The sequence below is a fragment of the Streptomyces sp. NPDC026575 genome, from assembly GCF_055567415.1.
The window spans coordinates 1-25,474 of record NZ_JBVHQM010000019.1 but is presented as its reverse complement, the minus strand read 5'-3'; the positions used below and the strand labels follow the sequence as shown (position 1 = coordinate 25,474).

The 25,474-nt window shown below is 72.1% G+C and carries 28 protein-coding genes; 19 read left to right on the top strand and 9 right to left on the bottom strand.

The window, feature by feature from the left end; translation table 11 throughout:
• Positions 1 to 104: 104 nt before the first annotated feature.
• Positions 105 to 1,148: an adenosine deaminase gene (locus tag ACZ4NB_RS25185; RefSeq protein WP_467664945.1), complete on the bottom strand. Its 1,044-nt coding sequence runs from the start codon at positions 1,146 to 1,148 to the stop codon at positions 105 to 107.
• Positions 1,149 to 1,437: 289 nt separating this feature from the next.
• Positions 1,438 to 1,884 (bottom strand): gamma-glutamylcyclotransferase family protein, encoded by a 447-nt coding sequence (locus ACZ4NB_RS25180; RefSeq protein ID WP_467664943.1) that lies wholly within the window; start codon positions 1,882 to 1,884, stop codon positions 1,438 to 1,440.
• Between the two features lie 233 nt (positions 1,885 to 2,117).
• Between ACZ4NB_RS25180 and ACZ4NB_RS25175 the strand changes: the two genes are divergently transcribed.
• Positions 2,118 to 2,825, top strand: a complete 708-nt coding sequence (locus ACZ4NB_RS25175) for a SanA/YdcF family protein (protein ID WP_467665196.1) — start codon at positions 2,118 to 2,120, stop codon at positions 2,823 to 2,825.
• Positions 2,826 to 2,927: 102 nt separating this feature from the next.
• Here the strand turns inward: ACZ4NB_RS25175 and cpt are convergent, their stop codons facing one another.
• The 3 genes from cpt to cutA form a co-directional block, all read right to left on the bottom strand.
• Complete coding sequence (cpt, locus tag ACZ4NB_RS25170; RefSeq protein WP_467664942.1) at positions 2,928 to 3,461, bottom strand: chloramphenicol phosphotransferase CPT; 534 nt, start codon at positions 3,459 to 3,461, stop codon at positions 2,928 to 2,930.
• A gap of 114 nt (positions 3,462 to 3,575) precedes the next feature.
• Positions 3,576 to 4,883: a trypsin-like serine peptidase gene (locus ACZ4NB_RS25165; RefSeq protein ID WP_467664940.1), complete on the bottom strand. Its 1,308-nt coding sequence runs from the start codon at positions 4,881 to 4,883 to the stop codon at positions 3,576 to 3,578.
• Position 4,884: 1 nt separating this feature from the next.
• On the bottom strand, positions 4,885 to 5,259 hold the full coding sequence (cutA, locus tag ACZ4NB_RS25160) for a divalent-cation tolerance protein CutA (RefSeq protein WP_467664938.1): 375 nt from the start codon (positions 5,257 to 5,259) through the stop codon (positions 4,885 to 4,887).
• A gap of 560 nt (positions 5,260 to 5,819) precedes the next feature.
• Here cutA and ACZ4NB_RS25155 point away from each other — a divergent pair.
• From ACZ4NB_RS25155 to ACZ4NB_RS25145, 3 genes are all read left to right on the top strand, one after another.
• Positions 5,820 to 6,239 carry a cupin domain-containing protein gene (locus ACZ4NB_RS25155; RefSeq protein ID WP_467664936.1) on the top strand — a complete coding sequence of 140 codons (420 nt, stop codon included), beginning with the start codon at positions 5,820 to 5,822 and terminating at the stop codon, positions 6,237 to 6,239.
• A gap of 256 nt (positions 6,240 to 6,495) precedes the next feature.
• Positions 6,496 to 6,750 carry a hypothetical protein gene (locus tag ACZ4NB_RS25150; RefSeq protein ID WP_467664934.1) on the top strand — a complete coding sequence of 85 codons (255 nt, stop codon included), beginning with the start codon at positions 6,496 to 6,498 and terminating at the stop codon, positions 6,748 to 6,750.
• A gap of 26 nt (positions 6,751 to 6,776) precedes the next feature.
• The gene (locus ACZ4NB_RS25145; protein WP_467664932.1) at positions 6,777 to 7,037 is read left to right on the top strand and encodes a hypothetical protein; all 261 of its coding nucleotides are present in this window, start codon (positions 6,777 to 6,779) and stop codon (positions 7,035 to 7,037) included.
• Positions 7,038 to 7,089: 52 nt separating this feature from the next.
• On the opposite strand, the gene ACZ4NB_RS25140 is transcribed toward ACZ4NB_RS25145, so the two are convergent.
• The gene (locus tag ACZ4NB_RS25140; RefSeq protein WP_467664930.1) at positions 7,090 to 7,878 is read right to left on the bottom strand and encodes a sulfite exporter TauE/SafE family protein; all 789 of its coding nucleotides are present in this window, start codon (positions 7,876 to 7,878) and stop codon (positions 7,090 to 7,092) included.
• 42 nt (positions 7,879 to 7,920) lie between these two features.
• On the opposite strand from ACZ4NB_RS25140, the gene ACZ4NB_RS25135 reads away from it, so the two are divergent.
• On the top strand, positions 7,921 to 8,916 hold the full coding sequence (locus ACZ4NB_RS25135) for an aldo/keto reductase (RefSeq protein ID WP_467664928.1): 996 nt from the start codon (positions 7,921 to 7,923) through the stop codon (positions 8,914 to 8,916).
• A gap of 23 nt (positions 8,917 to 8,939) precedes the next feature.
• On the opposite strand, the gene ACZ4NB_RS25130 is transcribed toward ACZ4NB_RS25135, so the two are convergent.
• On the bottom strand, positions 8,940 to 9,221 hold the full coding sequence (locus tag ACZ4NB_RS25130; protein WP_467664926.1) for a hypothetical protein: 282 nt from the start codon (positions 9,219 to 9,221) through the stop codon (positions 8,940 to 8,942).
• A gap of 160 nt (positions 9,222 to 9,381) precedes the next feature.
• Here ACZ4NB_RS25130 and ACZ4NB_RS25125 point away from each other — a divergent pair, with 160 nt between their 5' ends.
• The 9 genes from ACZ4NB_RS25125 to ACZ4NB_RS25085 all read left to right on the top strand — a co-directional run bounded on the left by ACZ4NB_RS25125 (position 9,382) and on the right by ACZ4NB_RS25085 (position 19,228).
• The gene (locus ACZ4NB_RS25125; protein ID WP_467664924.1) at positions 9,382 to 10,212 is read left to right on the top strand and encodes a helix-turn-helix domain-containing protein; all 831 of its coding nucleotides are present in this window, start codon (positions 9,382 to 9,384) and stop codon (positions 10,210 to 10,212) included.
• On the top strand, positions 10,209 to 10,496 hold the full coding sequence (locus ACZ4NB_RS25120; RefSeq protein ID WP_467664922.1) for a DUF397 domain-containing protein: 288 nt from the start codon (positions 10,209 to 10,211) through the stop codon (positions 10,494 to 10,496). The genes ACZ4NB_RS25125 and ACZ4NB_RS25120 overlap by 4 nt, the downstream gene beginning before the upstream one ends.
• 11 nt (positions 10,497 to 10,507) lie before the next feature.
• Positions 10,508 to 11,698: a M20 metallopeptidase family protein gene (locus ACZ4NB_RS25115; RefSeq protein WP_467664920.1), complete on the top strand. Its 1,191-nt coding sequence runs from the start codon at positions 10,508 to 10,510 to the stop codon at positions 11,696 to 11,698.
• A 114-nt stretch (positions 11,699 to 11,812) separates the two neighbouring features.
• The gene (locus tag ACZ4NB_RS25110; RefSeq protein ID WP_467664918.1) at positions 11,813 to 12,769 is read left to right on the top strand and encodes an NAD-dependent epimerase/dehydratase family protein; all 957 of its coding nucleotides are present in this window, start codon (positions 11,813 to 11,815) and stop codon (positions 12,767 to 12,769) included.
• 282 nt (positions 12,770 to 13,051) lie between these two features.
• Complete coding sequence (locus ACZ4NB_RS25105; protein WP_467664916.1) at positions 13,052 to 15,079, top strand: glycoside hydrolase; 2,028 nt, start codon at positions 13,052 to 13,054, stop codon at positions 15,077 to 15,079.
• Between the two features lie 130 nt (positions 15,080 to 15,209).
• A complete protein-coding gene (gene nirB / locus ACZ4NB_RS25100; protein ID WP_467664914.1) occupies positions 15,210 to 17,810 on the top strand; it encodes a nitrite reductase large subunit NirB in 2,601 nt (866 codons plus the stop codon).
• Positions 17,810 to 18,211, top strand: coding sequence for a nitrite reductase small subunit NirD (gene nirD / locus ACZ4NB_RS25095; RefSeq protein ID WP_467664912.1), 402 nt, complete (start codon positions 17,810 to 17,812; stop codon positions 18,209 to 18,211). Before nirB ends, nirD begins: the two co-directional genes overlap by 1 nt.
• Positions 18,212 to 18,359: 148 nt before the next feature.
• Positions 18,360 to 18,845 (top strand): SRPBCC family protein, encoded by a 486-nt coding sequence (locus ACZ4NB_RS25090; protein WP_467664911.1) that lies wholly within the window; start codon positions 18,360 to 18,362, stop codon positions 18,843 to 18,845.
• 77 nt (positions 18,846 to 18,922) lie between these two features.
• Positions 18,923 to 19,228 (top strand): ArsR/SmtB family transcription factor, encoded by a 306-nt coding sequence (locus tag ACZ4NB_RS25085; protein ID WP_467665194.1) that lies wholly within the window; start codon positions 18,923 to 18,925, stop codon positions 19,226 to 19,228.
• Here ACZ4NB_RS25085 and ACZ4NB_RS25080 read toward each other — a convergent pair.
• Positions 19,203 to 19,595 carry a hypothetical protein gene (locus tag ACZ4NB_RS25080; protein ID WP_467664909.1) on the bottom strand — a complete coding sequence of 131 codons (393 nt, stop codon included), beginning with the start codon at positions 19,593 to 19,595 and terminating at the stop codon, positions 19,203 to 19,205. The two genes, ACZ4NB_RS25085 and ACZ4NB_RS25080, sit on opposite strands and share 26 nt — an antisense overlap.
• A 15-nt stretch (positions 19,596 to 19,610) precedes the next feature.
• On the opposite strand from ACZ4NB_RS25080, the gene ACZ4NB_RS25075 reads away from it, so the two are divergent.
• On the top strand, positions 19,611 to 20,066 hold the full coding sequence (locus tag ACZ4NB_RS25075; RefSeq protein ID WP_467664907.1) for an RDD family protein: 456 nt from the start codon (positions 19,611 to 19,613) through the stop codon (positions 20,064 to 20,066).
• 29 nt (positions 20,067 to 20,095) lie between these two features.
• Here the strand turns inward: ACZ4NB_RS25075 and ACZ4NB_RS25070 are convergent, their stop codons facing one another.
• The gene (locus tag ACZ4NB_RS25070) at positions 20,096 to 20,872 is read right to left on the bottom strand and encodes a hypothetical protein (RefSeq protein WP_467664906.1); all 777 of its coding nucleotides are present in this window, start codon (positions 20,870 to 20,872) and stop codon (positions 20,096 to 20,098) included.
• Between the two features lie 353 nt (positions 20,873 to 21,225).
• Between ACZ4NB_RS25070 and ACZ4NB_RS25065 the strand changes: the two genes are divergently transcribed.
• From ACZ4NB_RS25065 to ACZ4NB_RS25050, 4 genes are all read left to right on the top strand, one after another.
• Positions 21,226 to 23,154 (top strand): APC family permease, encoded by a 1,929-nt coding sequence (locus tag ACZ4NB_RS25065; protein WP_467664904.1) that lies wholly within the window; start codon positions 21,226 to 21,228, stop codon positions 23,152 to 23,154.
• A gap of 82 nt (positions 23,155 to 23,236) precedes the next feature.
• Positions 23,237 to 24,043 (top strand): maleylpyruvate isomerase family mycothiol-dependent enzyme, encoded by an 807-nt coding sequence (locus tag ACZ4NB_RS25060; RefSeq protein WP_467664902.1) that lies wholly within the window; start codon positions 23,237 to 23,239, stop codon positions 24,041 to 24,043.
• A gap of 124 nt (positions 24,044 to 24,167) precedes the next feature.
• Positions 24,168 to 24,548: a hypothetical protein gene (locus ACZ4NB_RS25055; RefSeq protein WP_467664900.1), complete on the top strand. Its 381-nt coding sequence runs from the start codon at positions 24,168 to 24,170 to the stop codon at positions 24,546 to 24,548.
• Between the two features lie 107 nt (positions 24,549 to 24,655).
• On the top strand, positions 24,656 to 25,159 hold the full coding sequence (locus ACZ4NB_RS25050) for a hypothetical protein (RefSeq protein ID WP_467664898.1): 504 nt from the start codon (positions 24,656 to 24,658) through the stop codon (positions 25,157 to 25,159).
• Positions 25,160 to 25,474 lie beyond the last annotated feature (315 nt).

Genomic DNA, 25,474 nt, shown 5'->3' with positions numbered 1-25,474 from the left:
CGCGGGTAACTCCGTGTTCCGTACGGCTGCCGCCGGGGCCGCCCCGGGTGTGCGTGCGGAGCGCGCGCCACCTGTGCCTGCGGCGTTGTGGTGCGCGCCGCCCGTTACGCACCCGTCGCGTGCGCGTCGACCTCCGCCAGATACCTCTCGCGCGTCGCCTCGTCGAGGAAGGACGCCCGGAAGGAGTTGCGGGCGAGGGTGCGCAGGGTCTCCGCGTCGAACCCGAGGGCGTCGCGTACGGCGGTGAAGTTGTCGTCCGCGTAGCCGCCGAAGTAGGCCGGGTCGTCGGAGTTGACGGTCACCAGCAGCCCGGCGTCCAGCATCGCGGGCAGCGGGTGGTCGGCGAGGTCGTCGATGACCCGCAGCCGCACGTTCGACAGCGGGCAGACGGTCAGCGGCACCTGCTCCGCCACCAGACGGGCCACCAGCCGCTCGTCCTCCATGCAGCGCACGCCGTGGTCGATCCGGTCCACCCCGAGGACGTCCAGGGCCTCCCACACATACGCGGCGGGCCCCTCCTCCCCCGCGTGCGCCACACACTTGAGCCCGGCCTCGCGGGCCAGCGCGAAGACCTCCTTGAACTTGGCCGGCGGGTGCCCGACCTCGGCCGAGTCCAGGCCGACGGCGGTGATCCGGTGCAGGTGCGGGCGGGCCGCCTCGAACGTCGCCAGGGCCGACTCGGCGCTCTCGTCGCGCAGGAAGCACATGATCAGGCGGGTGCTGATGCCGTAGGTCTCCTGGGCGCGGTCCAGCGCGCGGGCCAGTCCGTCGACGACCGTACCGACCGGGACGCCGCGGGAAGTGTGCGCCTGGGGGTCGAAGAAGATCTCGGCGTGGCGTACGCCCTGCTCCTTGGCGCGGGCGAGGTAGGCGTCCGCGAGGTCGGCGAAGTCGTCCTCGGTGCGCAGTACGGCCATCAGCGCGTAGTAGAGGTTCAGGAAGGACTGCAGATCGGCGAAGGAGTAGGCGCGGCGCAGCTCGTCCTCGGTGGCGTACGGCAGCGTGACGCCGTTGCGCTCGGCGAGCGCGAAGGCCAGCTCGGGTTCCAGCGTGCCCTCGATGTGCAGATGCAGCTCCGCCTTGGGCCACGGACCGGGAGCGGACGCGGCGGAGGGAGCGGACGGGGGGAGGGACGGGGAGGAAGCCACGCGGTCTACACCTGTTCTGCGGTTCGGAAGGGGTACGGGAGACGGGATACGGGAGGGGTACGGAAGGGGCCCGCCACGAGGGGAGCCGTCGGTCCGGGAGGTGCCGCCGGCCCCGGAGCGATTGCCGGTCCTGGAGGGGTCGGAGGATTTGTCTGTCCAGGCTATCCGGGGTGCGGGCGGGGCCCGCGGCGGTACCGGCCGCCGGCTTGGGATGCCTCGCGGCTACGGGGCATGCGCCACCGTGGCCAGGGGGAGTGCACCGTCGTGGCCAGGGGGACGGCCGCCGTGGCTACGGGGAGTGCGCCGCCGCCGTGCCGCGCAGCCAGTCACCGCCGTCGATGGGGGTGCCGGTGGCGCGCAACCGGGCGGCGAGCGGCGCGGCGGCCAGGTAGACCCAGGCCCGTACGGTCCGGCCGTCCGGGCACTCGGCTTCGGTGACCACCCGCTCGTAGAGGTTCCGCGGGTCGCCGGGGGCGTAGTCCTCCAGCCGGTCCAGCGTCGCGCACACCTCGTCGTAGTCGGCGTCGCGGGGCAGGACGAGGGCGCCGTGCACCGCCGCGTCCGGGGGCCCGGTGACGGCGTAGGGGTATCCGGGGCCGTCGTAGAGCAGTGCGCCGGCGATCCGGGCCGGCTCCTCGCGCGCGGTGCGGCCGCGCAGGATGCGGGCGTGATGGGCCTGGCCGGGGCGCAGCGTTCCGTAGACGAAGAACGGCAGCCGCTCGGGCTCGGTGGTCATGGTGGCGCGTTCCTCTCCGGGCTCGGTGCTTCTCCTGCCACGATGCCAGGCCACCGTGCCACCTCACTGGTCGGGCACCCCGTCCCGCCACCACCGGGCAGACCCCGCGCCACCTCACTGGTCGGGCGCCCCCTGCAACCATCACCGGCCCGTGGGCGTCGCAGCCTGCAGGATCGATCACGACCGGACGTGATCGGATGCGATCGGGACAGGGGCGGCGGATGCGAGGGCTGATGCGGCGGATACGGGGCGGGGTGCGCCGCGTGCGGCTGCCACGGACCCGGCGCGAGTGGCGCCGCGCATACCAGGTGACGGTGATCGCGACGGTGCTCGCCCTGGCGCCCGCGACCTGGATGAACGCCACCGGGGGTCCCCGGGTGCGCACCGTCGCCGACGCGCCCGCCGCGCCGGTCGCCATCGTCTTCGGCGCGGGCCTGTGGAACGGCGAGCCGTCCCCGTACCTAGCCCACCGGCTGGACGCCGCCGCCGAGCTCTACGACCGCGGCAGGGTCCGCGCGGTCCTGGTCACCGGCGACAACAGCCGGCGCGACTACGACGAACCGGACGCGATGCGCGCCTATCTGCTGCGCCACGGCGTCCCGGCCCGGAAGATCGTCAGCGACTACGCGGGCTTCGACACCTGGGACTCCTGCAGCCGCGCCCACCGGATCTTCGGCGTCGACCGGGCGGTGCTGGTCAGCCAGGGCTTCCACATCCGGCGGGCACTGTCCCTGTGCACGGCGGCCGGCATCGACTCGTACGGGGTCGGAGTGGCCGCCAAGCGCGATGTGACCTGGGCGTACGGCGGTGTCCGGGAGCTCTTCGCGGCCGGGAAGGCGGCGGCGGACGCACTGCTGCGGCCCGATCCGCACTTCCTGGGGCCGCGCGAGACGGGCGTGGCGGAGGCACTGCGCGCCGGGGCCGGGACGGAGGGGCCGTAGCTCTTCACCCGTTGGGACAGCCGAAGTCGGCCGCGCAGGTCTGCGGCGGCGACGGTGGACAGGGAGCCGGCGGACTCGACCGCCTTGGGTAGCAGCCCCGGATCACCCGACAAGTGCGGCGATGGCCCGTGCGCACTCCATCGACTCGGCCTGCGCGGTGTCCACCTCCAGGTCGTAGACCACGCCCTGGTGGACCACATCCGCCTGGGACGCGGCCATCCCGATGGTCCGATCACCGCGCGCGACCTCACGGCCTGCGGCAATCGCGCCGTCACACCTGACGCCGACCCACAGCACCCGCAGTCCGTCCAGGGCCTTGACCCAGCGCCGCTGTGAGCCCGCTCCGCCGAGGAAGACCTCGTCGACGATGACCCGGGCGCCCGCACGGGCCATCGCGGCGACGCCCTCGATCCATGCCGCTTCCAGCGTGCGGAACTCCGGGCCGACGGTCACCTCGCCGTCCGGGGCGAACTCGATGCCGGCGTCCGACGCCTGCATGGCCGCCGGCATCGCCTCGACCAGCGTGTCCGTCCCGAGGGCCAGCCACGGATCGGGCAGGACCGCCTGCAGGCACCGGACGATCCCGGACTTCCCCGAGCTGGAACCACCATTGAGCACGATCACCTGAGTCGTCACCGCGCCACATTAGAGGCACCGGGGCGATACCCGATTCGGATTTCCGCGAACCGTGCACCGCCCCTGACGGCCCCTCCCGTCCCTTGCCCCCTCCGTGGACTACGAGCCCCTCGACTACGCCTGTGACGCGCGCGTGTAGAGGGCGAGGATCTTGCCCCCGAAGTACGGGCTGTAGGAGATCCGGTCGTGGTCGGGGCCCTTGGGGCCGCCGCCGTTGACTCCGCCGATCAGGCCGATGATCCGGCCGGTCCCGGTCTCCTCGTCGAGGTCGGTCAGCCAGGGGCCGCCCGAGGTTCCCCCGGAGAAGCCGCCGCACTCCATGCGGAGTTGACGGGTGCCGGCGAGCCGGGAGCTGCGGGTGTCGCAGCGTACGGCGCGGTCCTCCGGGTCGTTGTTGACCTTGGGATAGCCGATGACGGTGACGTCGTTGGTGTAACCGGGCGTCGCCGTGAGGATGTTGCCGCCGGTGACCTCCTCCAGGGAGCGGCCGTCCTCGGCCGGGGCGACGGTGGCGAAGGCGAAGTCGAGGTCGGCCTTGTCGCCGGTGGTACCGCGTTCGGGGTAGGCGAAGGACTTGGTGATCGCCCAGACGCCGTACGGCTGGGTCTGCGCGCCGGAACGGTACTGCGGGACGAAGGCGGCGCGGGCGCCCGGGTTGCAGTGCCCGGCGGTGAGGATCAGGTTGCGGTGCCGGCTGTGCACCACGCTGGCGGTGCAGTGGTGCGCGCGGGCGTCCTTGTCGACGGAGAACAGCACGCCGACGGACGGGATTCCGTCGAAGTGCCGGGCGGTGGCCGGGACTTGGGCCGCCGTGGAGTCGCTGGGCCGGTCCGGGCTGCCGGACGCGGGCGGGGTGGTGGGGGCCTGATCCGGGGTGTCCTTGCCGGGCGGGGCGGCGGACGGCTGGCCGGGCGTATCCGTTCCGGCCGGGGTGGTGGGCGACTGGCTCGGCGTCTCGGCTGCGGGCGGGGCGGCGGGCGGCTGGCTCGGCGCGTCCCCTCCGTCCGGGGTGGTCGGCGACTGACTCGGCGTGCCGTCTTCCGGCGGGGCGGCGGGCGTCGACTGGTCCGGGGTGTCGCCGTCGGCCGCGGGAGCCTCGTCGGCCGGGGCCGCGGCGGCCATGCGCTCGGGGGTCCAGTAGGCGGCGGCGTCCCGGCTGCCCAAGACGGGGGCGGGGCTCGGACTGCTGCTGTCCGAGGGGCCCGGGCCGCCGTCGGAGGCATGGCCGATGGGGGCGACGACCAGGCACATCGCCATGCCGATCACGGCGGTCGCCGCCCTGGTCCAGCGCCGTCGGGCACGCCCCACGGACCCACCCCGCTCCGCACCGGCCGACGTCGTATCGCCGCCGCCCGGAGCCATGTGGCCGCTACCCGCCGCCGTGTGGTTGTTGCCCGGAGTCATGCCGTTGTCCCGTGCCACGTCAGCTCGTCTCCTTCGCGACCCACGACAGGTAGTCGGCGCCGCCGCGGATGATCGGGGTGGCGATGATCTCGGGGGTGTCATAGTCGTGCGCCTGGAGGAGATAGCCCTCCAGCTCCGCGTAGCGCGCTTGCGTCGTCTTGAAAAGGACCTGCCACTCCCGGCTGGTCTCGACCGCACCGTCCCAGCGGTACACGGAGGTCACCGGCGCGCTGATCTGCGCACAGGCGGCGAGCCTGGCCGCGATCGCCTCGCGCGCCAACCGCTCGGCCTTCTCCTCGCTGTCGGTGGTCGTCATGACGGTCAGGAATCCTGTGCCCTGCCCGGCCGGTTCAGGCGGTCCGGACGGTTCGCTCAGGGCTGTGGGGTCGGCCACGGTGGCGCATCCTTCGCAGTGGGGGGACATTCGCAGTGGGGGGCGCGGGACGCCGGGACGTGCCACGAGGAACGTCCCGGGCCGCATCGTACGGACCGCGATGATCATCGCGTAAGTGACGGGCCGCCCTGCCCCGGTATGCACCCGGACGCCCGGGGCCGATTCCCCGGTTCGCTCGGGGCTGGCCCCCCAGTTCGCTCGGGGTTGGCTCCCCGGGTTCGATCGGGGTTGGTGCCCCGGTTCGCCCGGGGCCGGTGCATCGGTTCGCCCGGGCCGACTCCCCGGTTCTCCCGGGCCGACTCCCCGGTTCGCCCGGGCCTGGCCCCCAGTTCACTCGGGGCTGGCCCCCCGTCCCCCCCCCCGGGCCGGTCCCCCAGTTCACCCCCGGCTGGTCCCTCGGTTCACCCCGGGCGGTGCCTCGGTTCGCTCGGGGTCGGCCCCCCAGTTCGCCCCGGGCTGGCCCCCCAGTTCGCCCGGGGCCGATTCCCCGGTTGCGTCCACCCGCGCAACGGCAACGATGGAGGGGAAGCCCGCCGCCACGGATGCGAAAGGGCAGCATCATGGATGACCTCTCCACACTCACCCGCCACCAACTCGACGACGCCCGGGCCTCCGCCCACGGGCGCAGCGCCCACCTCTTCCTGCACGACGGACCCTTGCGGCAAACCGTGATCGCCCTGATCGCCGGTGCCGCGCTGGACGAGCACAACGCGCCACCGGCAGCGAGCCTGCAGGTGCTGCACGGTCGCGTCCGGCTGACCGGGCCCGGCGGCGGCCTGGAGCTGAAGGCGGGTCAAGTCGCCGCGATCCCGCACGAGCGACACGGCTTGCAGGCCATCGAGGACTCGGCGGTGCTGCTGACGGCCGTGACGGAAGTGCCGGCGCGGGCCCACCGGGCGGTCCCGGCGGGGGCGGGCGCAGGAGCGGGGACAGGGGCGGGTACGACGGCGAGGGCGGGGGCGAGGGCGGCGCGGAAGTAGTCGTAGCCACCACCTCCCTCTCTTCGCTACTGCCTTGCGCGGTGCGCCACTTGGGCCTTGGATCTGTGCCGCCTTGCCCGGCGCCTCCTCACTTCCATATACGGCAACGATTACGGAGAGTAATCAGTTCCCTCGGAGTGTAGTCGTCGAGCGCGCCACGCGACAGCGCCCAGGGATGCACTCGACGGCGCGTCGCCCGAGCCCCGCCGCCGGGCGAGCTTTCGAGCTTTCGAGTATTCAGATTTTTCTGAATGTTATGCAGTCCCTGCTCCCTGCCCTGGTCACCGACGTCCACGGCGGCATCTGGACGGCGCACGGCGACGAAGGCGTCTACGGCGGTCACGCCGAGTCGGGGGCGGGCCTGGCGGGTGGGAACACCCGGGGTCGGGCAGTCTGGGCTCCCGAGGGGCGGCTGCCCGATCACCCGCTGCAGGGCTGCACCGCCGCGACCGAGGACGAACAGGTCTGGCTCGTCTGGTACTCCGGCAGCAGCAAGGCGGCACGTTCCTGACCCGGATCACCCCGTCCACCGGCGACGTGGTCAGCTACCCCAGCCCCGTCCCCGGACCGGACGGATTCGCGGTCCGCGGCAACCGGGCGGTACTGACCCGCCGGGACCGCAACAAGCGGTCCGTCGAACTCATCCGCGCCGAGCTCCACGGCGCCACCTGGGCAGTGACCGGCCGCCACCGGCTTCGCGTACCCGGTCGAGTCGTCATGCACTGCGGCCAGGGCCGTGACGGCACCCTCTGGCTCCGCGCCGCCAACACCTGGCTGCGCATAGAAGCATGCCCATGACCACGACCATGCCCACGACCATGGGCATGGGCATGCGCGCGCCAGAGCTTCCTCAGACCGCGAGCCACTGGTCGTACGCCAGCTTGCACAGCAGGGCGACGACCACGACCACCAGCACCCCGCGGACGAACCCGGCGCCGCGCTTGAGCGCCATCCTCGCGCCGACCATCCCCCCGACGAGGTTGAACAGCGCCAGCAGCGCACCGAGTTGCCACAGCACGGTGCCCTGGATCGCGAACATGGTCAGCGCGCCGACGTTGGTGCAGACGTTGACGACCTTGGCGGTGGCGGACGAGGTGACCAGGTCCATGTGCAGTACGGCGGCGAGCGCGATGACGAGGAACGCGCCCGTCCCCGGCCCGATCAGGCCGTCGTAGAAGCCGATGCCCAGGCCCGCGATGAGGACGGCCGCCAGCACCCGCCGCCGGGTGACCGGCCCCGACGGCGCGGGCGCGGTCCCGAAGGCCGGGCGGAAGAGGATGAACGCGAGCACCGCCAGCAGCACCGCCATGATCAGCGGACGCAGCACCTCGCTGTTGATCCCGGCCGCGAAGAACGCCCCGGCCAGCGAGCCGGCGACCGCGGCGAGGCCGATGCGCAGCGCCGTGCGGAGGTCGATGGGCGCCTTGCGGACGTAGGTGACCGCGGCGGCGGTGGTGCCCACGATGGCGGTGGACTTGTTGGTGCCCAGGACGTAGGCGGCGGGCGTGTGCGGGAGGCCGACCAGTAGAGCGGGGAGCAGCAGCAGTCCGCCACCGCCCACCACGGCGTCGATCCAGCCCGCCGCGAGGGCGGCCAGGCAGAGCAGAGTCAGGGCGAAGAGCGATATGTCAGGGGGCACCGGGCGATCTTACGAACCGCGCACCGCTCTAGGCTCAGGAATATGGATGCTGAGACTGCTGACACCTCGCCCCGGAGGGGCACCGGTTCGCGGGCGGGCGAGGGCGGTGCCCGGGAGGGCGGTGCCGGACCCCGGGAGGGCGGTGCCGGACCCCGGGAGGGCGGTGCCGGACCCCGGGAGGGCGGTGCCGACTTCCGCGTCGGCGGGGAACTGCCGGTCCGGCGGCTGGGGTTCGGGACGGGCGGCCTCGTCGGGCCCGGTTACTGGGGGCCGCGGCACGACGATCCGCAGCGCGCCGTCGCCCTGCTGCGGCAGGCCGTGGAGCGCGGGGTGACGCTGATCGACACCGCCGACAACTACGGCCCGGACGTGGCCGAGGAGCTGGTGGCGCGGGCCCTGCATCCGTACCCGGAGGGGCTGGTGATCGCGACGAAGGGCGGGGTGGTGCGGACCGGTCCCGACGTCTGGCACATCGAGGGACGACCGGAGCGGCTGCGCGCCATGTGCGAGGCGAGCCTGCGCCGGCTGCGCACCGAGACCATCGACCTCTACCAGTTGCACCGGCTGGACCCGGAGGTGCCGATGGCCGACCAGCTGGGCGCGCTGCAGGAACTCCAGCGGGAGGGCAAGGTCCGGCACATCGGGCTGGACTCCGTCAGCGCGGCGGAGCTGCGGCAGGCGCAGGAGCTGGCACCCATCGCGTCCGTCCAGAACCGCTACAACCTGATGGACCGCGCCTCGGAGGACGTACTGGAGCTGTGCGAGGAGCGCGGCACGGCCTTCCTGCCGTGGTTCCCGTTGGGCAATGGCGCGTTGACGGGCGGCGCGGGCGAGGCGCTGGGTGAGGCGCTCGACGCGGTCGCCGCCCGGCACGGGGTGAGTACCGGGCAGATCGCACTGGCCTGGCTGCTGCACCGCTCCCCCGTGCTGCTGCCCACCCCCGGTACGGGGTCGCCCGTGCACCTCGACGAGAACCTGGCGGCGGCGGGAATCGCCCTGACGGACGCGGACATGGCGCAGCTGGACCGGCCGCGTTGACCGGCCGCGCGTGATCGGGCGGTTCAGGTACGGCGTGGGTCCCGGCTCTTCGCGACGCGGTGCACCTGGGCGAGCGCGTCGGTCAACTCGACGGCCAGCAGGTGGATTTCACCGGGCGTCCACCTGCGTCCGTCGAGGATGCGCCGCGACTCGCCGATGAGCTCCAGGGCGAGTTCGAGCTGGGCTTCATCGAGGTCGTCGGCCATCCGGGACACGTACCCGGTGCCGTCACCCACGAGCAGGCAGCGCTTGCCTTCGGGGCTCGACCACGGCAGGAGTCGGGCGGTGTCCTTTGGGTCTGTCATGGGGCCATCTCCTGAGGGGAGTTGCGCGTAACCAGATGTAGTCATTCGGTCACATGGACAACGCGACGGGCAATAGAGTGGGGGTGCTTGAACGGGCAGCGCTCAAGGATGCGGCCTGCCGCGATTCCGACGTGCGCTCACATGGCGAGAGGTCATAGCGTTGGACGAGACGACCCCACCCGAGCACTTGAATCCCCTGCAGCGCTTCGGTCGCGACATCAGACAGGTCCGCCTGGCCCGCAAGATCACGCAGAAGCATCTGGGCAAGGCGACGGGCTACTCCGAGGGGTACGTCAGCAAGGTCGAGTCCGGGACCCTGCTTCCCAGGCCCAGCGCGAAGTTCGCCAAGGGCTGCGACACCGTGTTCGGGACAGGTGAGTTATTCGCGGGGTTGCTGAAGAGGATCGATGAGGGGGAGCACCCGAGTTGGTTCGTCCCGTACCTGAACTTGGAGAAGAAGGCATCGCGGATACTCGCCTATTCGACGAACCTCGTCACGGGCATCGTCCAGACAGAGGACTACTCACGGACCGTCTTCCGCGTATCCAACCCCCGTGCAAGCGTGGAGGCGATCGAGGACAAGGTGGCCGCTCGGCTACGGCGGCGCGAGGTGTTCGAGCGAGAGATCCCACCGTTCCTGTGGGTCATCCTGCATGAGGCGTGTCTGCGAAACGTGGTCGGTGGAGCCGAAGTCATGGCTGGACAGCTCGACTATCTGACGAAGGTGGCCGCATCACCGCAAGTCGAGCTCCAGGTCATGAGGTTCTCAGTGGGAATCCCTGCCACGTCCACAATGCCGTTCACCGTGCTGCGCTTCCCAGGCTCCCCCGCTGTGTTGTACACGGAGACCCGGGTAGGAGGCAGGATGCATGACTCCGCACAAACGGTCGATGCGGCCTTGGATGACTACGATCTTCTCAGGGCGCATGCGTTGGCCCCGGATCAATCACTGGCCCTGATCAAGAATCTGCTGAAGGAGTACCGAGCATGATCCCCGACTTGGATCTCGCCACCGCCAAGTGGATCAAGTCGTCCTACAGCGAGGGCAACGGCGGAGAATGCCTCGAATTCTCCCGCGACTTCGCCTGGGTCAAGTCCTCCTACAGCGAAGGCAACGGCGGAGCCTGCCTCGAATTCTCCCGCTCCCTCACCGCCCCCCACGGCCTCGTCCCCGTCCGTGACAGCAAGAACCCCGACCGTCCCGCGCTCATATTCCCCGCCGGCGAGTGGAATGCATTCGTCACGGCCATCAAGCGCGGGGAGTTCCCCGCCTGAAGGGAGCTCCAGTGAACCTCCGCGACGACGCCCGCGGCCTCGCCGACGACCTCGTACGGCTGCGCCGCTCGCTGCACCGGATTCCCGAGACCGGGCTCATCCTCCCCCGTACGCAGGAGGCGGTGCTGGCCGAGTTGGACGGCCTGCCGTTGGAGGTCAGCACCGGCGAGCGGCTCAGTTCCGTCACCGCGGTGCTGCGCGGCGGGCGGCCCGGCCCGGTCGTGCTGCTGCGGGGGGACATGGACGCGCTGCCCGTCGCCGAACGTACCGGCCTGAACTTCGCCGCCGACAACGACCGGATGCACGCCTGCGGTCACGACCTGCACACCGCGATGCTCGCCGGCGCGGCCAAGCTGCTCAGCGCGCACCGCGACCGGCTGGCGGGCGATGTGCTGTTCATGTTCCAGCCCGGCGAGGAGAGCCACGACGGCGCGCGGCACATGCTGGACGAGGGGCTGCTGGACGCGGCGGGACAGCGGCCGGCCGCGGCGTATGCGCTCCATGTGCTGTCCGCGGGGCTGCCCGGCGGCGTCTTCCGCACCCGTGGCGGGCCGGCGCTGGCGGCGTCCAATGTGCTGCGGGTGACGGTGCGCGGCGCGGGCGGGCACGGCTCGATGCCGTTCCGTGCCAAGGACCCGGTGCAGGCGGCGTGTGCGATGGTGACGGCGCTGCAGGCGTGGATCACCCGTACCTTCGACGTCTTCGATCCGGTGGTGCTGACGGTGGGCACGTTCCACGCCGGTACGCAGCAGAACGTCATCCCGGACACCGCGGTCTTCGAGGCGACCGTCCGCAGCTTCTCGGACGCCGCCCAGGCGCGGGTCAAGGACGGCACGGTGGAGGTGTGCCGGGGTATCGCGGCGGCGTACGAGGTGGGGGTGGACGCGGACTTCGCGGAGGTGTACCCGGTGACCGTCAACGACCACGCGGAGGCGGACTTCGCGGCGCACGCGGTCCGCGAGGTGCTGGGCGAGGAGCGGTTCGCGCCGATGACGCAGCCGCTGGCGGGTGCGGAGGACTTCTCCCGCGTGCTGGCCGAGGTGCCGGGCGCGATGATCCTGCTCGGTGCCCCGCCGGCCGGTGCCGACCACGAGCGCAGTCCCAACAACCATTCGCCGCTCGCCGAGTTCGACGATGCGGTGCTGGCGGACGGCGCGACGATGTACGCGGAGCTGGCGACGAGGCGGCTGAGCGCGGTGTGACGACGGCGGTGTGACGGTGGCGGTATGACGGTGGCGGTATGACGACGACGCGGCCTCCGAAGGGCTGAAAATGTGCGCGCCCGTGGATGTGCGTGATCGGTAGTGTCGTCGTCCATGCGCCTTCTGATTCTCGGCGGTACGTCGTTCGTGGGCCGCGCCATCGTGGAGGAGGCCCTGCGCGGCGGGGCCGAGGTGACGCTGTTCGGACGGGGGAAGACCGGCCCGGAGTTGTTCCCCGGGGTGCCCCGGCTGATCGGCGACCGGGACACCGGTGACTACGGCGCGCTGGGCGACGGCGCCTGGGACGCGGTCGTGGATGTCAGCGGATACGTCCCCCGGCACGTCGGGCAGGCGATGGAGGCGCTGGGCGACCGGGTCGGGCGGTATCTGTTCGTCTCCAGCCATGCGGTGTACCAGCGGGCGGGGGTGGGTCCGGGCTCCGACGAGGACACCCCGCGCCGGGCGCCGGTACGCGACACCGAGGAGCTGACCGAGGCCACCTACGGCCCCTGCAAGGTGGCCTGCGAGGACGATGTGCTGGCCCGGTACGGCGAGCGGGCGACGATCGTGCGTCCCGGCAAGGTGGCGGGGCCGTTCGACACGGCGGACTCCTTCGTCTACTGGGTGCGCCGGGCCGCCCGCGGCGGGCGGGTGGCGCTGCCCGCCGATCCCGCACAGCCGGTGCAGATCATCGACTCGCGCGATCTGGCCCGCCTGGTGGTGCGACTGCTCGTCGACGATCGGCCGGGGGCGTTCCATGCGGTGGGGCCCGCCGAGCCGACCACGCTCGGTGGGCTCATCGCGACCTGTGCGCGGGTGGCGGGTACGGAGGTCGAGATCGTCCGGGTACCGGATGACGATCTGCCGATGTTCTTCCCGCTGGTCCGTCCCGACTGGTCGACCCAGCAGCGCAGTTCGGCCCGCGCGCGGGCGGCGGGCATGCCGTCGACTCCGCTGGAGGTGACCGCGGCCGACGTGCTGGCCTGGGACGTCGAGCGCGGTGAACCGCCGTTGCAGGGCGGGTTCACGGACGAGGAGGAGCGGGCGCGGCTGTCACGGGCGGCCGGCTGAAGGCCGAACGACCCGCCAACGGGGAAGGCATCGGCCTCCTTGGTCCTCAGCCCGCGGTCAGGTTGGTGGGGCATGCCCTGCCGGACCCGCAGGCCGCGGCCGGTGCGGCCGGTCGGTGACACAGGTCAGCAGGGTTCTCAGTCAGGTTCTCGGCCAAGTTCTCAGCCGGGATCTCAGCCGGGATCTCAGCCGGGATCTCGGTCGGGATCTCGGTCGGGATCTCGATCCGGTTCTCGGTCGGGTTCTTAGAAGCCTCTTATGCCGGGGGACTATCCAGTCCCCATGACACCCGATCTCCCCAACTCCCCGCGGAGGAACGGCCGTAGCCGCCGCGCCGGCACCCGCGCGCTGGCCGCCTCCCTCGCGCTCACCGCGACCGCGCTCGGCGTCTCCGGATGCGACAGTGCCGCCGCGGGCACCTTGAAGGGCAGCCGCCTCGAACTGCCCGTCGGCGGCGGTACCGCCGTCATCGACACCGACTCCCTCGCGGTGACCGCGCGCACCGGCGACGGGCGGCGGATGGTGCTGTCCGAGGCGGCCGGCGGCGGGCTCGGCAAGCCGGGGCCGGTGACGCGTACGGCCGGCGGCGCGCGCTGGAGCTACCCCGCCAAGGGGCTGAGCGTGACGGCCGGTGCGGAGCGCGGGCGGCTGCGGATCAGGCTGCGTGCGGACCGTGACGGTTCGGTCGGCTGGCCGGTGACCGGCACCGACCGGGCCGCCTCCGCGGTGCAGCTGCCGCGCGGCGAGGGGCTGGACATCCCCGTACGGGACGCGTGGTGGAACTCCGCCGCCGAGAAGGGCGGGCTGGCCGGCAGCACGGTCGACGTCGGCGGCGAACTGTCGCTTCCCCTGTGGGGCTTCTCCATGGGCGGTGGCGCGGACGGCTCCGGCGGCCGGTACGGCGTCAGCTACCTCACGCCCACCGATATCGGTACCTCGCTGCGCTTCGCCTCCACCGAGGGCCGGCTGCGGGCCACCGCCACGCACGCCTTCGACGCGGGTGAGGGCACCCGTGACTACGAGGTGACCTTCGCCCTCACCGACGGCGACCCGGTGGCGCCCGCGGCCGACTACCGCTCCTACCTCTCCCAGCACGGGCGGCTCGGCAGCCTGCGTCGGAAGATCCGGCAGAATCCGGCCACCGCGAAGCTGCTCGGGGCGTTCCACGCCTATGTGTGGGGCGAGGCCCGTACCGCGGCCGGGGTCGACAGGCTCAGGCGGCTCGGCGTGGACCGGATGTGGCTCGGGTACGACTCCGGGCCGGGCCCGATGAACGCCGCGGCGGTGCGGGCCGCCAAGAACGCCGGCTATCTCGTCGGTCCGTACGACACCTTCGCCAACGGGCAGGACCCCAAGGCCGCGGACAGCCCCACCTCGGTCTGGCCCGGCCGGGTCTACCCCGACTTCTGTGTGCGCAAGGCGGACGGCAGCCCGCAGACCGGGTTCGGCGGCCGCGGCTGCTACCTCAGCTCGCGGGCCTTCGAGCAGGCCGAGCCGGACCGGCACTACCTCGCCGACCGCACCCGCTCGATGGTCGCCAACGGCGCGGACAGCTACTTCCTCGACGTCGACGCGACGGGCGAGCTGTTCCGCGATCACGGGGCGGGGCACGAGATGACCAAGGCGGACGACCGCGCGATGCGCCTGGCTCGCATGCGTCGGCTGTCGAAGGGCCTCGTCCTGGGCTCGGAGTCCGCCCAGTCCTGGGCGAACGAGGTGCTGGCCTACGACCACGGGTCGGGCACCCCGGTCGCCGACGGGCTGTGGAAGCTGGAGCGCGACAAGGAGAACTGGGGCGGCTACTACCCCCAGAAGGCCCCGACGGCCTTCTTCAAGCCGGTCCGGCTGCCCGCGGAGCTGGCCAAGGCCATGTACGACCCGCGGTACCGCGTGCCCCTGTACGAGACCGCGCTGCACGGCTCCCTGGTCAACGTCGAGCGCTGGGAGCTGTCGTACGAGAAGCTGCCGGACCAGCAGACCACCCGGGCGCTGCTCGCGATGCTCTACAACACCCCGCTCAACCATGTCCTGGACGGGCCGACGCTGATCCGCAACGGGCCGCGGCTGGCCGCGCTGCAGAAGTACTTCTCGCCGCTGCACCGCGCCGCCGGCACCGAGCGCATGACGTCCTTCCGGTGGCTGACCGGCGACCGCACGGTGCAGCGCACGGTCTTCGGCGACGGCACGCTGACCGTCACCGCGAACTTCGGCACCCGGGCGCATGCGGGCCTGCCGGGCGGCTGTGTCGATGCCCGGCTGCGTACGGACCACGAGCCGCGCCGGCTGTGCCCGGCGACCCTGGGCGGCTGATCCGGGCCGGGGTGACGGGGCGGGGCGGTCGGAGCCTCACACGGCGGCCGGGCGTGTTCTGAGGGCAGCGTTCCGCCCGGGAAACAGAGCAGATGCGGGCGGGTAACAGCCGGACCGCACGCTGACGAGCATGACCACCACTCACCCGCACCCCGACGCCGCACCCGGCACGATCCCCACCATCGCTCTCATAGGCCACGGCATGGTCGGCCAGCGCTTCCTGGAGGAGCTGGCCGACCGCGGTGTCACCGAGCGCGCACGGGTGGTCGTCCTGTGTGAGGAGCCCCGCCCGGCCTATGACCGGGTCCAGCTGACCTCGTACTTCGCCGGCCGCAGCCCGGAGGAGCTGAGCCTTGCCGATCCGGACTTCATGGCCCGGCACGGCATCGAGCTGCACCTCGGCGACCCGGCCACCGCCATCGACCGCACGACCCGCACGGTCACCGCCCGCTCCGGGCTGACCGTCCGCTACGACACGCTGGTGCTGGCCACCGGGTCGTATCCGTTCGTGCCTCCGGTGCCCGGCAAGGACAGCGCGGGCTGCTTCGTCTACCGCACCATCGAGGACCTGCTGGCCATCGAGGAGTACGCCAAGAACTCCCGCACGGGTGTGGTCGTCGGCGGCGGCCTGCTCGGCCTGGAGGCGGCCGGCGCGCTCAAGGGGCTGGGGCTGCGCACCCACGTCGTGGAGTTCGCGCCGCGGCTGATGGCGCTGCAGGTCGACGAGGGCGGCGGCCGTGCGCTGCGCCGCCGGATCGAGGAGATGGGCCTGCAGGTGCACACCGGCGTCGGCGGCAAGGAGATCGTCGCCGACGAGGCGGGTGCGGTGACCGCCATGGGGCTGTCCGACGACTCCCGTATCGAGACCGACCTGGTGGTCTTCTCCGCCGGGGTCCGCCCCCGCGACCAGCTCGCCCGGGACTGCGGGCTGCCGGTCGGCCGGCGCGGCGGCATCATCATCGACGAGCAGTGCCGGACCGACGACCCGGCGGTGTACGCGATCGGCGAGTGCGCGCTGGCCGTCGACGGCCGGGTGTACGGCCTGGTCGCACCGGGCTACGACATGGCGCGGGTGACGGCCGGCGCCCTCGCGGAGCGGCTCGGCGACGGCTCCGGGCAGCTCGCCGGGTTCACCGGCGCCGATCTGTCCACCAAGCTCAAGCTGCTCGGTGTGGACGTGGCCTCGTTCGGTGATGCGCACGGCGCCGCCGACGGCTGCCTGGACGTGGTGTACTCCGACGCGCGCAGCGGCGTCTACAAGAAGCTGGTGATCGGCGCCGAGGGCGAGCTGCTGGGCGGTGTGCTGGTCGGCGACGCCGACGCGTACGGCATGCTGCGCCCGCTGACCGGCACCGTTCCCCCGGTGGCGCCCGAGCAGCTGGTGCTGCCCGCCGGCGCGGGCGCGCCCGCCGCGCTCGGCCCGGACGCGCTGCCCGGCGACGCGGTGATCTGCAGCTGCCACAACGTCACCAAGGACGCCATCCAGGTCTGTGAGACCCTTCCCGAGGTCAAGCAGTGCACCAAGGCCGGTACCGGGTGCGGCAGTTGCGTGAAGATGATCGGCAAGCTGCTGCCGGACAGCGGCGACCAGAGCCTGTGCGCGTGCTTCCCGCACACCCGCGCCGAGCTGTACGAGATCGTCCGGGTCCGCCGGATCGCCTCCTACGCCCAGCTGCTCGACGAGCACGGCCGGGAAGAGGCGCGCGGCGGCGAGGGCTGTGAGATCTGCAAGCCGGCGATCGGTTCGGTCATCGCCTCCCTCGCACCGGCGGTCGGCGCCGACGGCTATGTCCTCCAGGGCGAGCAGGCGGCCCTTCAGGACACCAACGACCACTTCCTCGCCAACCTCCAGAAGAACGGGTCGTATTCGATCGTCCCGCGCATCCCGGGCGGCGAGATCACCCCGGAGAAGCTCATCGTCATCGGCGAGGTGGCCCGCGACTTCGGTCTCTACACCAAGATCACCGGAGGTCAGCGGATCGACCTGTTCGGTGCCCGGGTCGATCAGCTGCCGGTCATCTGGGCGCGGTTGGTGGACGCGGGCTTCGAGTCGGGGCATGCGTACGGCAAGGCGCTGCGCACCGTGAAGTCGTGCGTCGGCGAGACCTGGTGCCGCTACGGCGTACAGGACTCGGTCCGTATGGCGATCGATCTGGAGCTGCGCTACCGGGGGCTGCGCGCCCCGCACAAGCTGAAGTCCGCGGTCTCCGGGTGTGCGCGGGAGTGCGCGGAGGCCCAGTCCAAGGACTTCGGTGTGATCGCCACGGCGAACGGCTGGAACCTGTACGTCGGCGGCAACGGCGGGGCCACCCCGCGCCATGCGGACCTGCTCGCCCAGGACCTCGACGACGCCGAGCTGATCCGGCTGATCGACCGCTTCCTGATGTTCTACATCCGCACCGCCGACCGCCTGGAGCGCACCTCCACATGGCTGGAGCGGATCGAGGGCGGCCTGGACCACGTACGCGATGTCGTCGTCCACGACTCCCTGGGCCTGTGCGACGAACTGGAGGCCCTGATGGCCGCCCATGTCACCCACTACCGCGACGAATGGTCCGAGACCCTCGCCGACCCCGAGCGGCTGGCCCGCTTCGTGTCCTTCGTCAACGCGCCCGACGCCCCGGACCCGTCCGTCCGCTTCGTACCGGAGCGCGACCAGGTCAAGCCGGACCTGACGCTGCTGGCCGGGCCGACCTTGGCAGTACGCACTCTGGAAGGGACCTCTGTCTGATGACCACTGTGACGACCAGTCCGATGACCACCGCAACCGCTCCCGCTGCCGTCGCCGCGGCGGTCGGCACGGTCGAGGTCCACTGCCCGCAGGGCGACTGGCTCGCGGTCTGCACGCTGAACGCGCTCACCCCGGGGCGCGGCGTCGCCGCCCTCCTGCCCGACGGCACCCAGGCCGCGCTCTTCGTGGACCGCTCCGGCCAGATCTACGCGATCGGCAACCGCGATCCGTTCACCGGCGCCCAGGTCCTCTCCCGCGGACTGACGGGCTCCGCCGGGGGCCGCCCGTTCGTGGCGTCGCCGCTGCTCAAGCAGCGCTTCGACCTGGCGACGGGGGAATGCCTGGACGATCCGGAGGTCTCGGTACCGGCGTACCGGGTGCGGGTGCGGGCGGGGGGCTGAGCGGGCGGGGCCGAGCGGGCGCCGGGCGACCGGACCGGGGCGATCCGCAACCGTGCGGTTGCACCTCCTCTTCTTACGTGCAACCATTGGGTAGCACGTAAGAAGGATGCGCGAAGCAACAGGAAGAGCGCGACAGGAGGACCACCCCATGAGCACGCAGAGCGCCCACGCCACCGGTGAGGACCGCAACCGCATCGAGCGGGAGATCAGCATCGCCGCGCCCGTGGAACGGGTCTGGGCGGTGCTGACCGAGCCCGAGCACGTCGGCGCGTGGTTCGGCCAGGGCGAGCCCGCCCCGATCGATCTCCGGCCGGGCGGCATCATGCACCTCGACCACGGCGAGTACGGCCAGTTCCCGACCACCATCGTGAAGGTCGACCCGCCGCACTACTTCTCGTACCGCTGGGCCAGCGCCCACCCCGGGGAGGTGGCGGTCGAGGGCAACTCCACCCTCGTCGAGTTCACGCTCACGCCGGAGGGCGACGGCACCCGCCTGCGTGTCGTGGAGACCGGCTTCGAGGAGATCGCCATCCCCGAGGAGCGGATGCCGACCGCCGGATACGAGAGCCACTCCGCAGGCTGGACCGGCCAGGCCGAGAACATCAAGCAGTACGCGGAGCGGCTCGCGGCATGACGACGGACGAAGGAGCGGGCGCGGGCCGGGAGTCCGGGGCGCCCCAGGGCCGGGATTCCGGGGCGGGCGCGGACGCCGTGGCGGAGGTGTTCGCCGCGCTCGCGGACCCGACCCGCCGCCGGATACTCGACGCCCTCGCCGCGCACGGCGAGGCGACCGCCACGGTCCTGGCGGCCGAACTGCCCGTCAGCCGGCAGGCCATCGTCAAGCACCTGGGGATCCTGGACCGGGCCGGGCTGGTCGCCGGACACCGCGAGGGCCGGGAGGCGCGCTACCGGGTCCGGCCGGAGCAACTCGGCGTCACCGCCCGGTGGATGGACCGGGTGGCCGCCACCTGGGACACCCGGCTCGCGGCCATCAAGCGCCTGGCCGAAGGAGGGTGACGCACTGACGGACGGGACCGCGAACGCCGACCCGCACGGCATGAAAAAATCCGGATTCATGTACGAGCAGCAGTCCGCCCCGCAGCACCGGCCTGGGCAGCAGGCCCCGCCGCCCCCGCATCCGTATCAGCAGCCCGCTCAGCAACAGGCGCATCAGCCTTACCAGCAGCAGCCCTATCCGCACCAGCAGCCGTACCCACAGCAGGGGACGCATCCGCAGCAGGGGCCGTACCCACAGCCGGGTCCGTACCCACAGCAGGGGCAGTACCCACAGCCGGGTCCGTACCCACAGCAGGGTCCGCAGCACCCGTACCAGCAGCAGCCGTACCAGCAGCAGCCGGGCCCGTACCAGCAGCCCGCTCCGCACCAGGCGCACCCTCCGGTGGCCGCCACCCCGCACATCCCCCGTGAGGCCAGCGACATGCGGCGGCTCGGCGCCGTCCTCCTCGACGGGCTGCTCGCCCTGGGCGCCGCGCTCATCGCGCTGCGCGCCGCCGATCGCGCCGCTCTGCCGGACCTGCAGGGCTTCTACGCCGCTCTCGGCGCCGGCTTCGGACTCTCGTTCCTCAACCACGTCGTGCTGACGCGCATCGGCGGTGCGAGCATCGGCAAGTTCGCCGTCCGCACCCGTGTGATCCGCGAAACGGACGCCAGCCGTCCGCGGCTGCCGCGGCTGTTCCGCCGATGGCTGGGCGGCTATCTCTTCGTGCTGGTCTGGATCATCGCCGCCTTCTTCGACATGGCGGAGGGCCCCGAGGACTTCTGCGGGATCCGTCTGGTGCGCTTCCGCGATCTGCGGGAATCCGGAGGATCCGGATCCGGACCGGGGCTCAACTAACAGGCTGAGCCCGAGAGTTGCCCAGTTGTTCACTTCAGTCCGGACGCCTCGAACACCGCCCGCGCGCCGTCGTGATCGATCCGGTCCGCCAGCGTCTGCACCGGCACCGCACCGCACCGCAGCCACCCGTGCTCTCGGGAGCGGCGCACGCCCCGCTCAAGGCGGTGCCACAGCAGCGGGTTCGCGATGAGCACCTCGGGGTCCAGCTCCACCCGGCCGCCCAGGGCGTCGCGCAGCACCAGGCGCGGGGCCACCCCGTCGTCGCGGCGGACCAGGACGAGCAGATCGGTGCGGACCATGCGGGTGCGCACCGGTCCGCGGGTGGCCAGCCAGTGCGCGCCGGCGGTCACCCGTGGTGGGTAGAGAACCGTGAACAGCACCAGCGCGACGGCCGTCCAGCAGAGCGCGCGCCACGGATCGAGGGTCCCGTTGGCGAGGTCGACCAGCAGCATGACGGTGAACAGTCCGGCCGTGCACCAGATCGCCGCTCGCAGCTCGGGCAGCCAGGTCCGGTCCCGGACGGGTTCGCCGCGGCGCACCGGTGGTGGAGAGATGGCCGGCCGGACACCTCGTCGTCCGTCCGCCGCCGCCCGTCCCGCCGCGGCCCTGCCCAGCGCCGCCCGTCCCCTCCCGGCCCGTCCCAGCGCCGTCCGTTCCCTCGCGGCTCTTCCCAGCGCCGTCCGTCCCATCGCATCCGTCTCACCCGTCCCTCCGGCACCGGCCCGGCCGGCCCCGCCCGCTCCGTCGTCCCCGTCGTCCCCGTCGTCCTTCGTGAATTCGGGCCCCAGGCCACGTCGCCGTCCCATGCGTTGACGCTAGGGCGGTGCCGCGGGACGGCCGGGGGCGTTTGCACGGCGCTGACGCGGCCCCCTCGAACCTTGACGCGGCGATGACGAGACGTTGACGCGGACGCCGAAATGCGGCCACCGCGTACACGAGAACCGGCCGCGTTCCCCGGCGGCACTGCCCGAGAGCGCCCGCCGCCCCGTCAAGAACGCGTGAAGAACACCCTTTCGCCCGCCAAGGGGCCGCCAAGGGGCGCGGACGGCGGCCGTCGCGGCCCGCACGCTGGCCTGGTCCAGCACAGCGCACCACAGTGCCGTACCGCGATACGGCCACAGCGATACGGCCACGGTGCCGTACGGAGGTACGACGAAAGATGTCCACGGTGTCCCAGCCCGATGGGCGGCCCGAAGAACCGCCGGATACCGTCACCGGCGCGGTCACCACCCGGCCCGGCCGCCCCCGCGAGGCCGACACCGGCCCGGGAGGCGTCCAGGCCCCCGAGCCCGACGCCCGCCACCGCCTCACCTCCCTCCAGGGACTCGCCGCCCTCTCGCTCGACGCCATGGCGTCGGTGGCCTACGGCCCCGAGTCGATCGTGCTGGTCCTGGCCGCGGCGGGCGGCTACGGCCTGGGCTTCACGCTGCCGGTCACGCTCGCGATCGCCGCGCTGCTCGCCGTCCTGGTCGCGTCCTACCGCCAGGTGATCGCCGCGTACCCCAACGGCGGCGGCTCCTACGCGGTCGCCCAGGCCCACCTCGGCCGCCGTACGGCGCTGGTCGCCGCGGCCTCCCTCATCCTCGACTACGTGCTCAACGTGGCGGTCTCGGTGACCGCCGGCGTCGCGGCGCTGACCTCCGCCTTCCCCGCGCTCTACGAGGACCGCGTCTGGATCTGCCTGGCGGTCCTCGTCCTGATCACCGGCATCAACCTGCGCGGGATCGCCGACTCGGCGAAGGCGTTCATCGCGCCCACCGCGGTCTTCATCGGCGCCGTCCTCGCGATGGTCGTCGTCGGCCTCTTCCGCGACGCGCCCGCCTCCACCGTCACCGCCGACGGCCATGCTTCGGTCCTCGCGGACAACGCCACCACGGTCGGGGCCCTGCTGCTGCTCAAGGCGTTCGCGTCCGGCTGCTCGGCGCTGACCGGTGTCGAGGCGGTCGCGAACGCGGTGCCGTCCTTCCGCGCCCCGGCCGCCAAGCGCGCCCAGCGCACCGAGGTCGCGCTCGGCGCCCTGCTCGGCGTGATGCTGATCGGCCTGTCCGTCCTCATCGGCCGCTTCCACCTCCAGCCGGTCGAGGGCGTCACCGTCCTCGCCCAGCTCGCGGACGCCTCGCTCGGCCACAACTGGGGCTTCTACGTCGCCCAGTTCGCCACCATGGTGCTGCTCGCGCTGGCCGCGAACACCTCCTTCGGCGGTCTGCCGGTCCTGATGGGCCTGCTCGCCCGCGACAACTTCCTGCCGCACGTCTTCGGCCTGAAGGCGGACCGCCAGGTCCACCGCCACGGTGTGCTGGCCCTGGCCGCCGTCGCCGCGGCCCTGCTGGTCTTCTCCGGCGGCGACGTCAACACCCTCGTCCCGCTCTTCGCCATCGGCGTCTTCGTCGGCTTCACCATCTGCCAGGTCGGCATGGTCCGGCACTGGCGCCTCGCACGCTCGCCGGGCTGGCGGGGCAGGGCCCTGCTGAACGGTTTCGGTGCGCTGCTCACCGGCGTCTCGGCCGTCGTCGTGACCGCGACGAAGTTCACCGAGGGCGCCTGGCTCATCGTCGTCGCGCTGCCGCTGCTGGTCCTCGCCTTCGAAGCGGTGCACCGCGCCTACGGCCGGATCGGCGAGCGGCTGGGCCTGGGCCGGGTCCCCGAGCCGCCGCGCCGCGCCCACTCCCTGGTGATCGTCCCCGTCTCGCATCTGTCCCGGCTGACCTGTGAGGCGCTGAACGCGGCGGTGTCCCTGGGCGATGAGGTGGTCGCGGTCACCGTCACCTACGGCACCCCCGAGGACCGCCCGGCCGCCGAGGCGCTGCGCCGCGACTGGGAACTGTGGAACCCCGGCGTGGAGCTCCTCGAACTGCCCTCCGCCACCCGCTCCCTGGGCCGCCCGATAGCCGACTACGTCACCGACCTGACGGCCCAGCGGCCCGGCACCCGGATCACCGTCCTGATCCCGGAGGCCGAGCCCGCCCACCTGTGGCAGCGCCTGCTGCAGAACCAGCGCGGCGCGGTCGTCGCCCACGCGATCCGCCGGGACACCGACGCGGTCATCTGCCGGCTGCGGTTCCGGCTGGAGGCGGCCGGGCGGGGGTAGGGCGGGCGCCACTGGGGGCAGGGGCGGGGGCAGCCGCATGTGGGAGCGGCTGATTGTCGGTGGCGCGCCCTACCGTGAGGTCATGGAAGCCACCTATGCCGCCATGGACTACGACGGACACTGCGCCGAAATCGTCGCTGAGGCCGGACTGCTGAGCTCCTGCCTCGACGCGCGCACGGATCTGACCACGTCCGTGCCCTCCTGCCCCGACTGGAACCTCGCCCAGCTGCTCCGGCATCTGGGCGAGGCCCATCGCTGGGTCGAGGAGATCGTCCGCACCCGGGCCGCCCAGCCGCCGCCCGACACCGCGCTGCGCGTCCTTCCCCGTGAGCCCGACCGGACCCCGGAGGAGCTCGCCGGCTGGCTCACCGAGGGCGCCCGGCTGCTCGCGGACACGCTCCGGGACGCCGGCCCCGACGCCCGGATCTGGACCCCGCTCCCGTCCGGCAGCCCGGCCTTCTTCGCCCGCCGTATGGCCCACGAGACGGTCATCCACCGAGCCGACGCGGCCCTGGCCCTCGGCGCGGACTTCACCGTCGACCGGCGCATCGCCCTCGACGCCCTCGACGAGTGGATGGAACTGGGCTCGCTCCCGGAGATGTTCGACCACCACCCCGACCGGCGTGCCCTCCTCGGCCCCGGCCGCACACTGCACTTCCACGCCACGGACACCCCGCCGGAGGCGGCCGCCCACTGGCTCGTCGACCTCACCGGCGACACCCTGGCCTGGCGCCGCGCCCAGGAACCGGCCGCGGTCTCCGTCAGCGCACCCCTGACGGACCTGCTGCTGCTCGTCTACGGCCGCCGCTCCACCGACGAGGACGCCTTCGAGACGGTCGGCGATACGGACCTGCTGGAGTTCTGGCTGTCGCTGGTCAACTTCGGATAGCCGACCGGCTTCGGGTAGCTGACCGGCTTCGGATGTGCGGAGACCTCACACGAACCAATCCGGCCGCTCACGCGTGAGTTAAGTTGACGGTCGCCGACAGGAGCAGCACCAAAGGAGACACACCATGACCGATTCCGACCAGACGGGCAGCCAGCCTCCCGGCCTGCCGCCCACGCCTCCCCCGCTCCCCCCGGAGCCGGCGGACGCCGGACCGCGTCCGGTGCCGACGAACGAGGCCGAGGCGCTGGAAATCGGTCGGCAGCACTTCCCCGAGGTCGGCTCGCCCGGCGGCCCCGCCGGTCTGTTCGTCCACGAATTCGACCTCGGCTACCTGGTGTTCGCCAGCTGGCCGCCGCCCGAGGACCCCACCGCCCCGCCGGCCGATCCCGGGGGAAGCCAGGTCGCCATCAACAAGACCAACGGAGACGTGACGTTCCTGCCCAATTTCCCCCCGGAGGCGGCGGTGGAGCTCTACCACCGCTTCTACCGCCCGAGCGAGACCTGAGCGCGCCTCCTGGGGCAACGGCCGCTGCCTGGTGAGCTGTCGGTGCCGCCGGTTAAGCTTTGGCTTGAATATCTCATTGGGTAACCATTACGAGCACGGGGGACGTTGTGGCTGGCGCTGGTGGGTTCCAGACCAATGTGGAGGGCCTCAAGGCCGAGGGTACGAACTTCGTCAAGCTGGGCGAGGACTTCGACTCGTCGGTGGCGCGGCTCATGGACGGCCTGAGCGCGTTGGGCGCGGGTCCGCCGAGCAAGCCCCCGGAGGGGCCGCCGCCGGAGAAGAAGTCGTTCGGCGAGCAGTTCGTCAGCGGTCTGACGTCGTTCGCCAGCAAGGCCGACGCTCCTCCGTGGGGGGACGACGACATCGGCGAGAAGTTCGGCGTCGTCTATGAGGGCGTCCGCGACGGCATGTACGAGTCGATGGGTCACCTCGCCGCCAAGTTCCAGGAGATCGGCAAGGCGCTGAACTCGATGTCCAGGAACCATGCGGAGAACGAGGACTTCAACGACTCGCTGATGAAGCAGCACGTCGAGAACAAGCGGGCCTGGCAGGACCCGACGAAGGATGACCAAAGCTCGGTCCGCGTCTCCTGGAGACCGGCCAGCAGCTGAGGCCACAAGTCGGCCCCTGGGGCTTCGGCCTCCAGGGGCCGACCTCAGGATTTCGATCCCAAGGGTCCTGATCTTCAGGGGTCTGAGCCCAGGGTCCTGAACCCAGGGCTTCCGACCTCCAGGGTCCTGAACACCAGGGCTTCCGATCTCCAGGGTGTCGGCTCAGCAACGAGCCCTTCCGCACGCCTGCGTCCGTATCACGCCTGATTGCACCTTTTTCACGGGGGAGTTCCACCTTGTCTCTCATGTTGCCGGATCCTCTTGAGTGGGTCCTGGACATGCTCGGCTTCAACTGGCCGCATGCTGACGAGGACA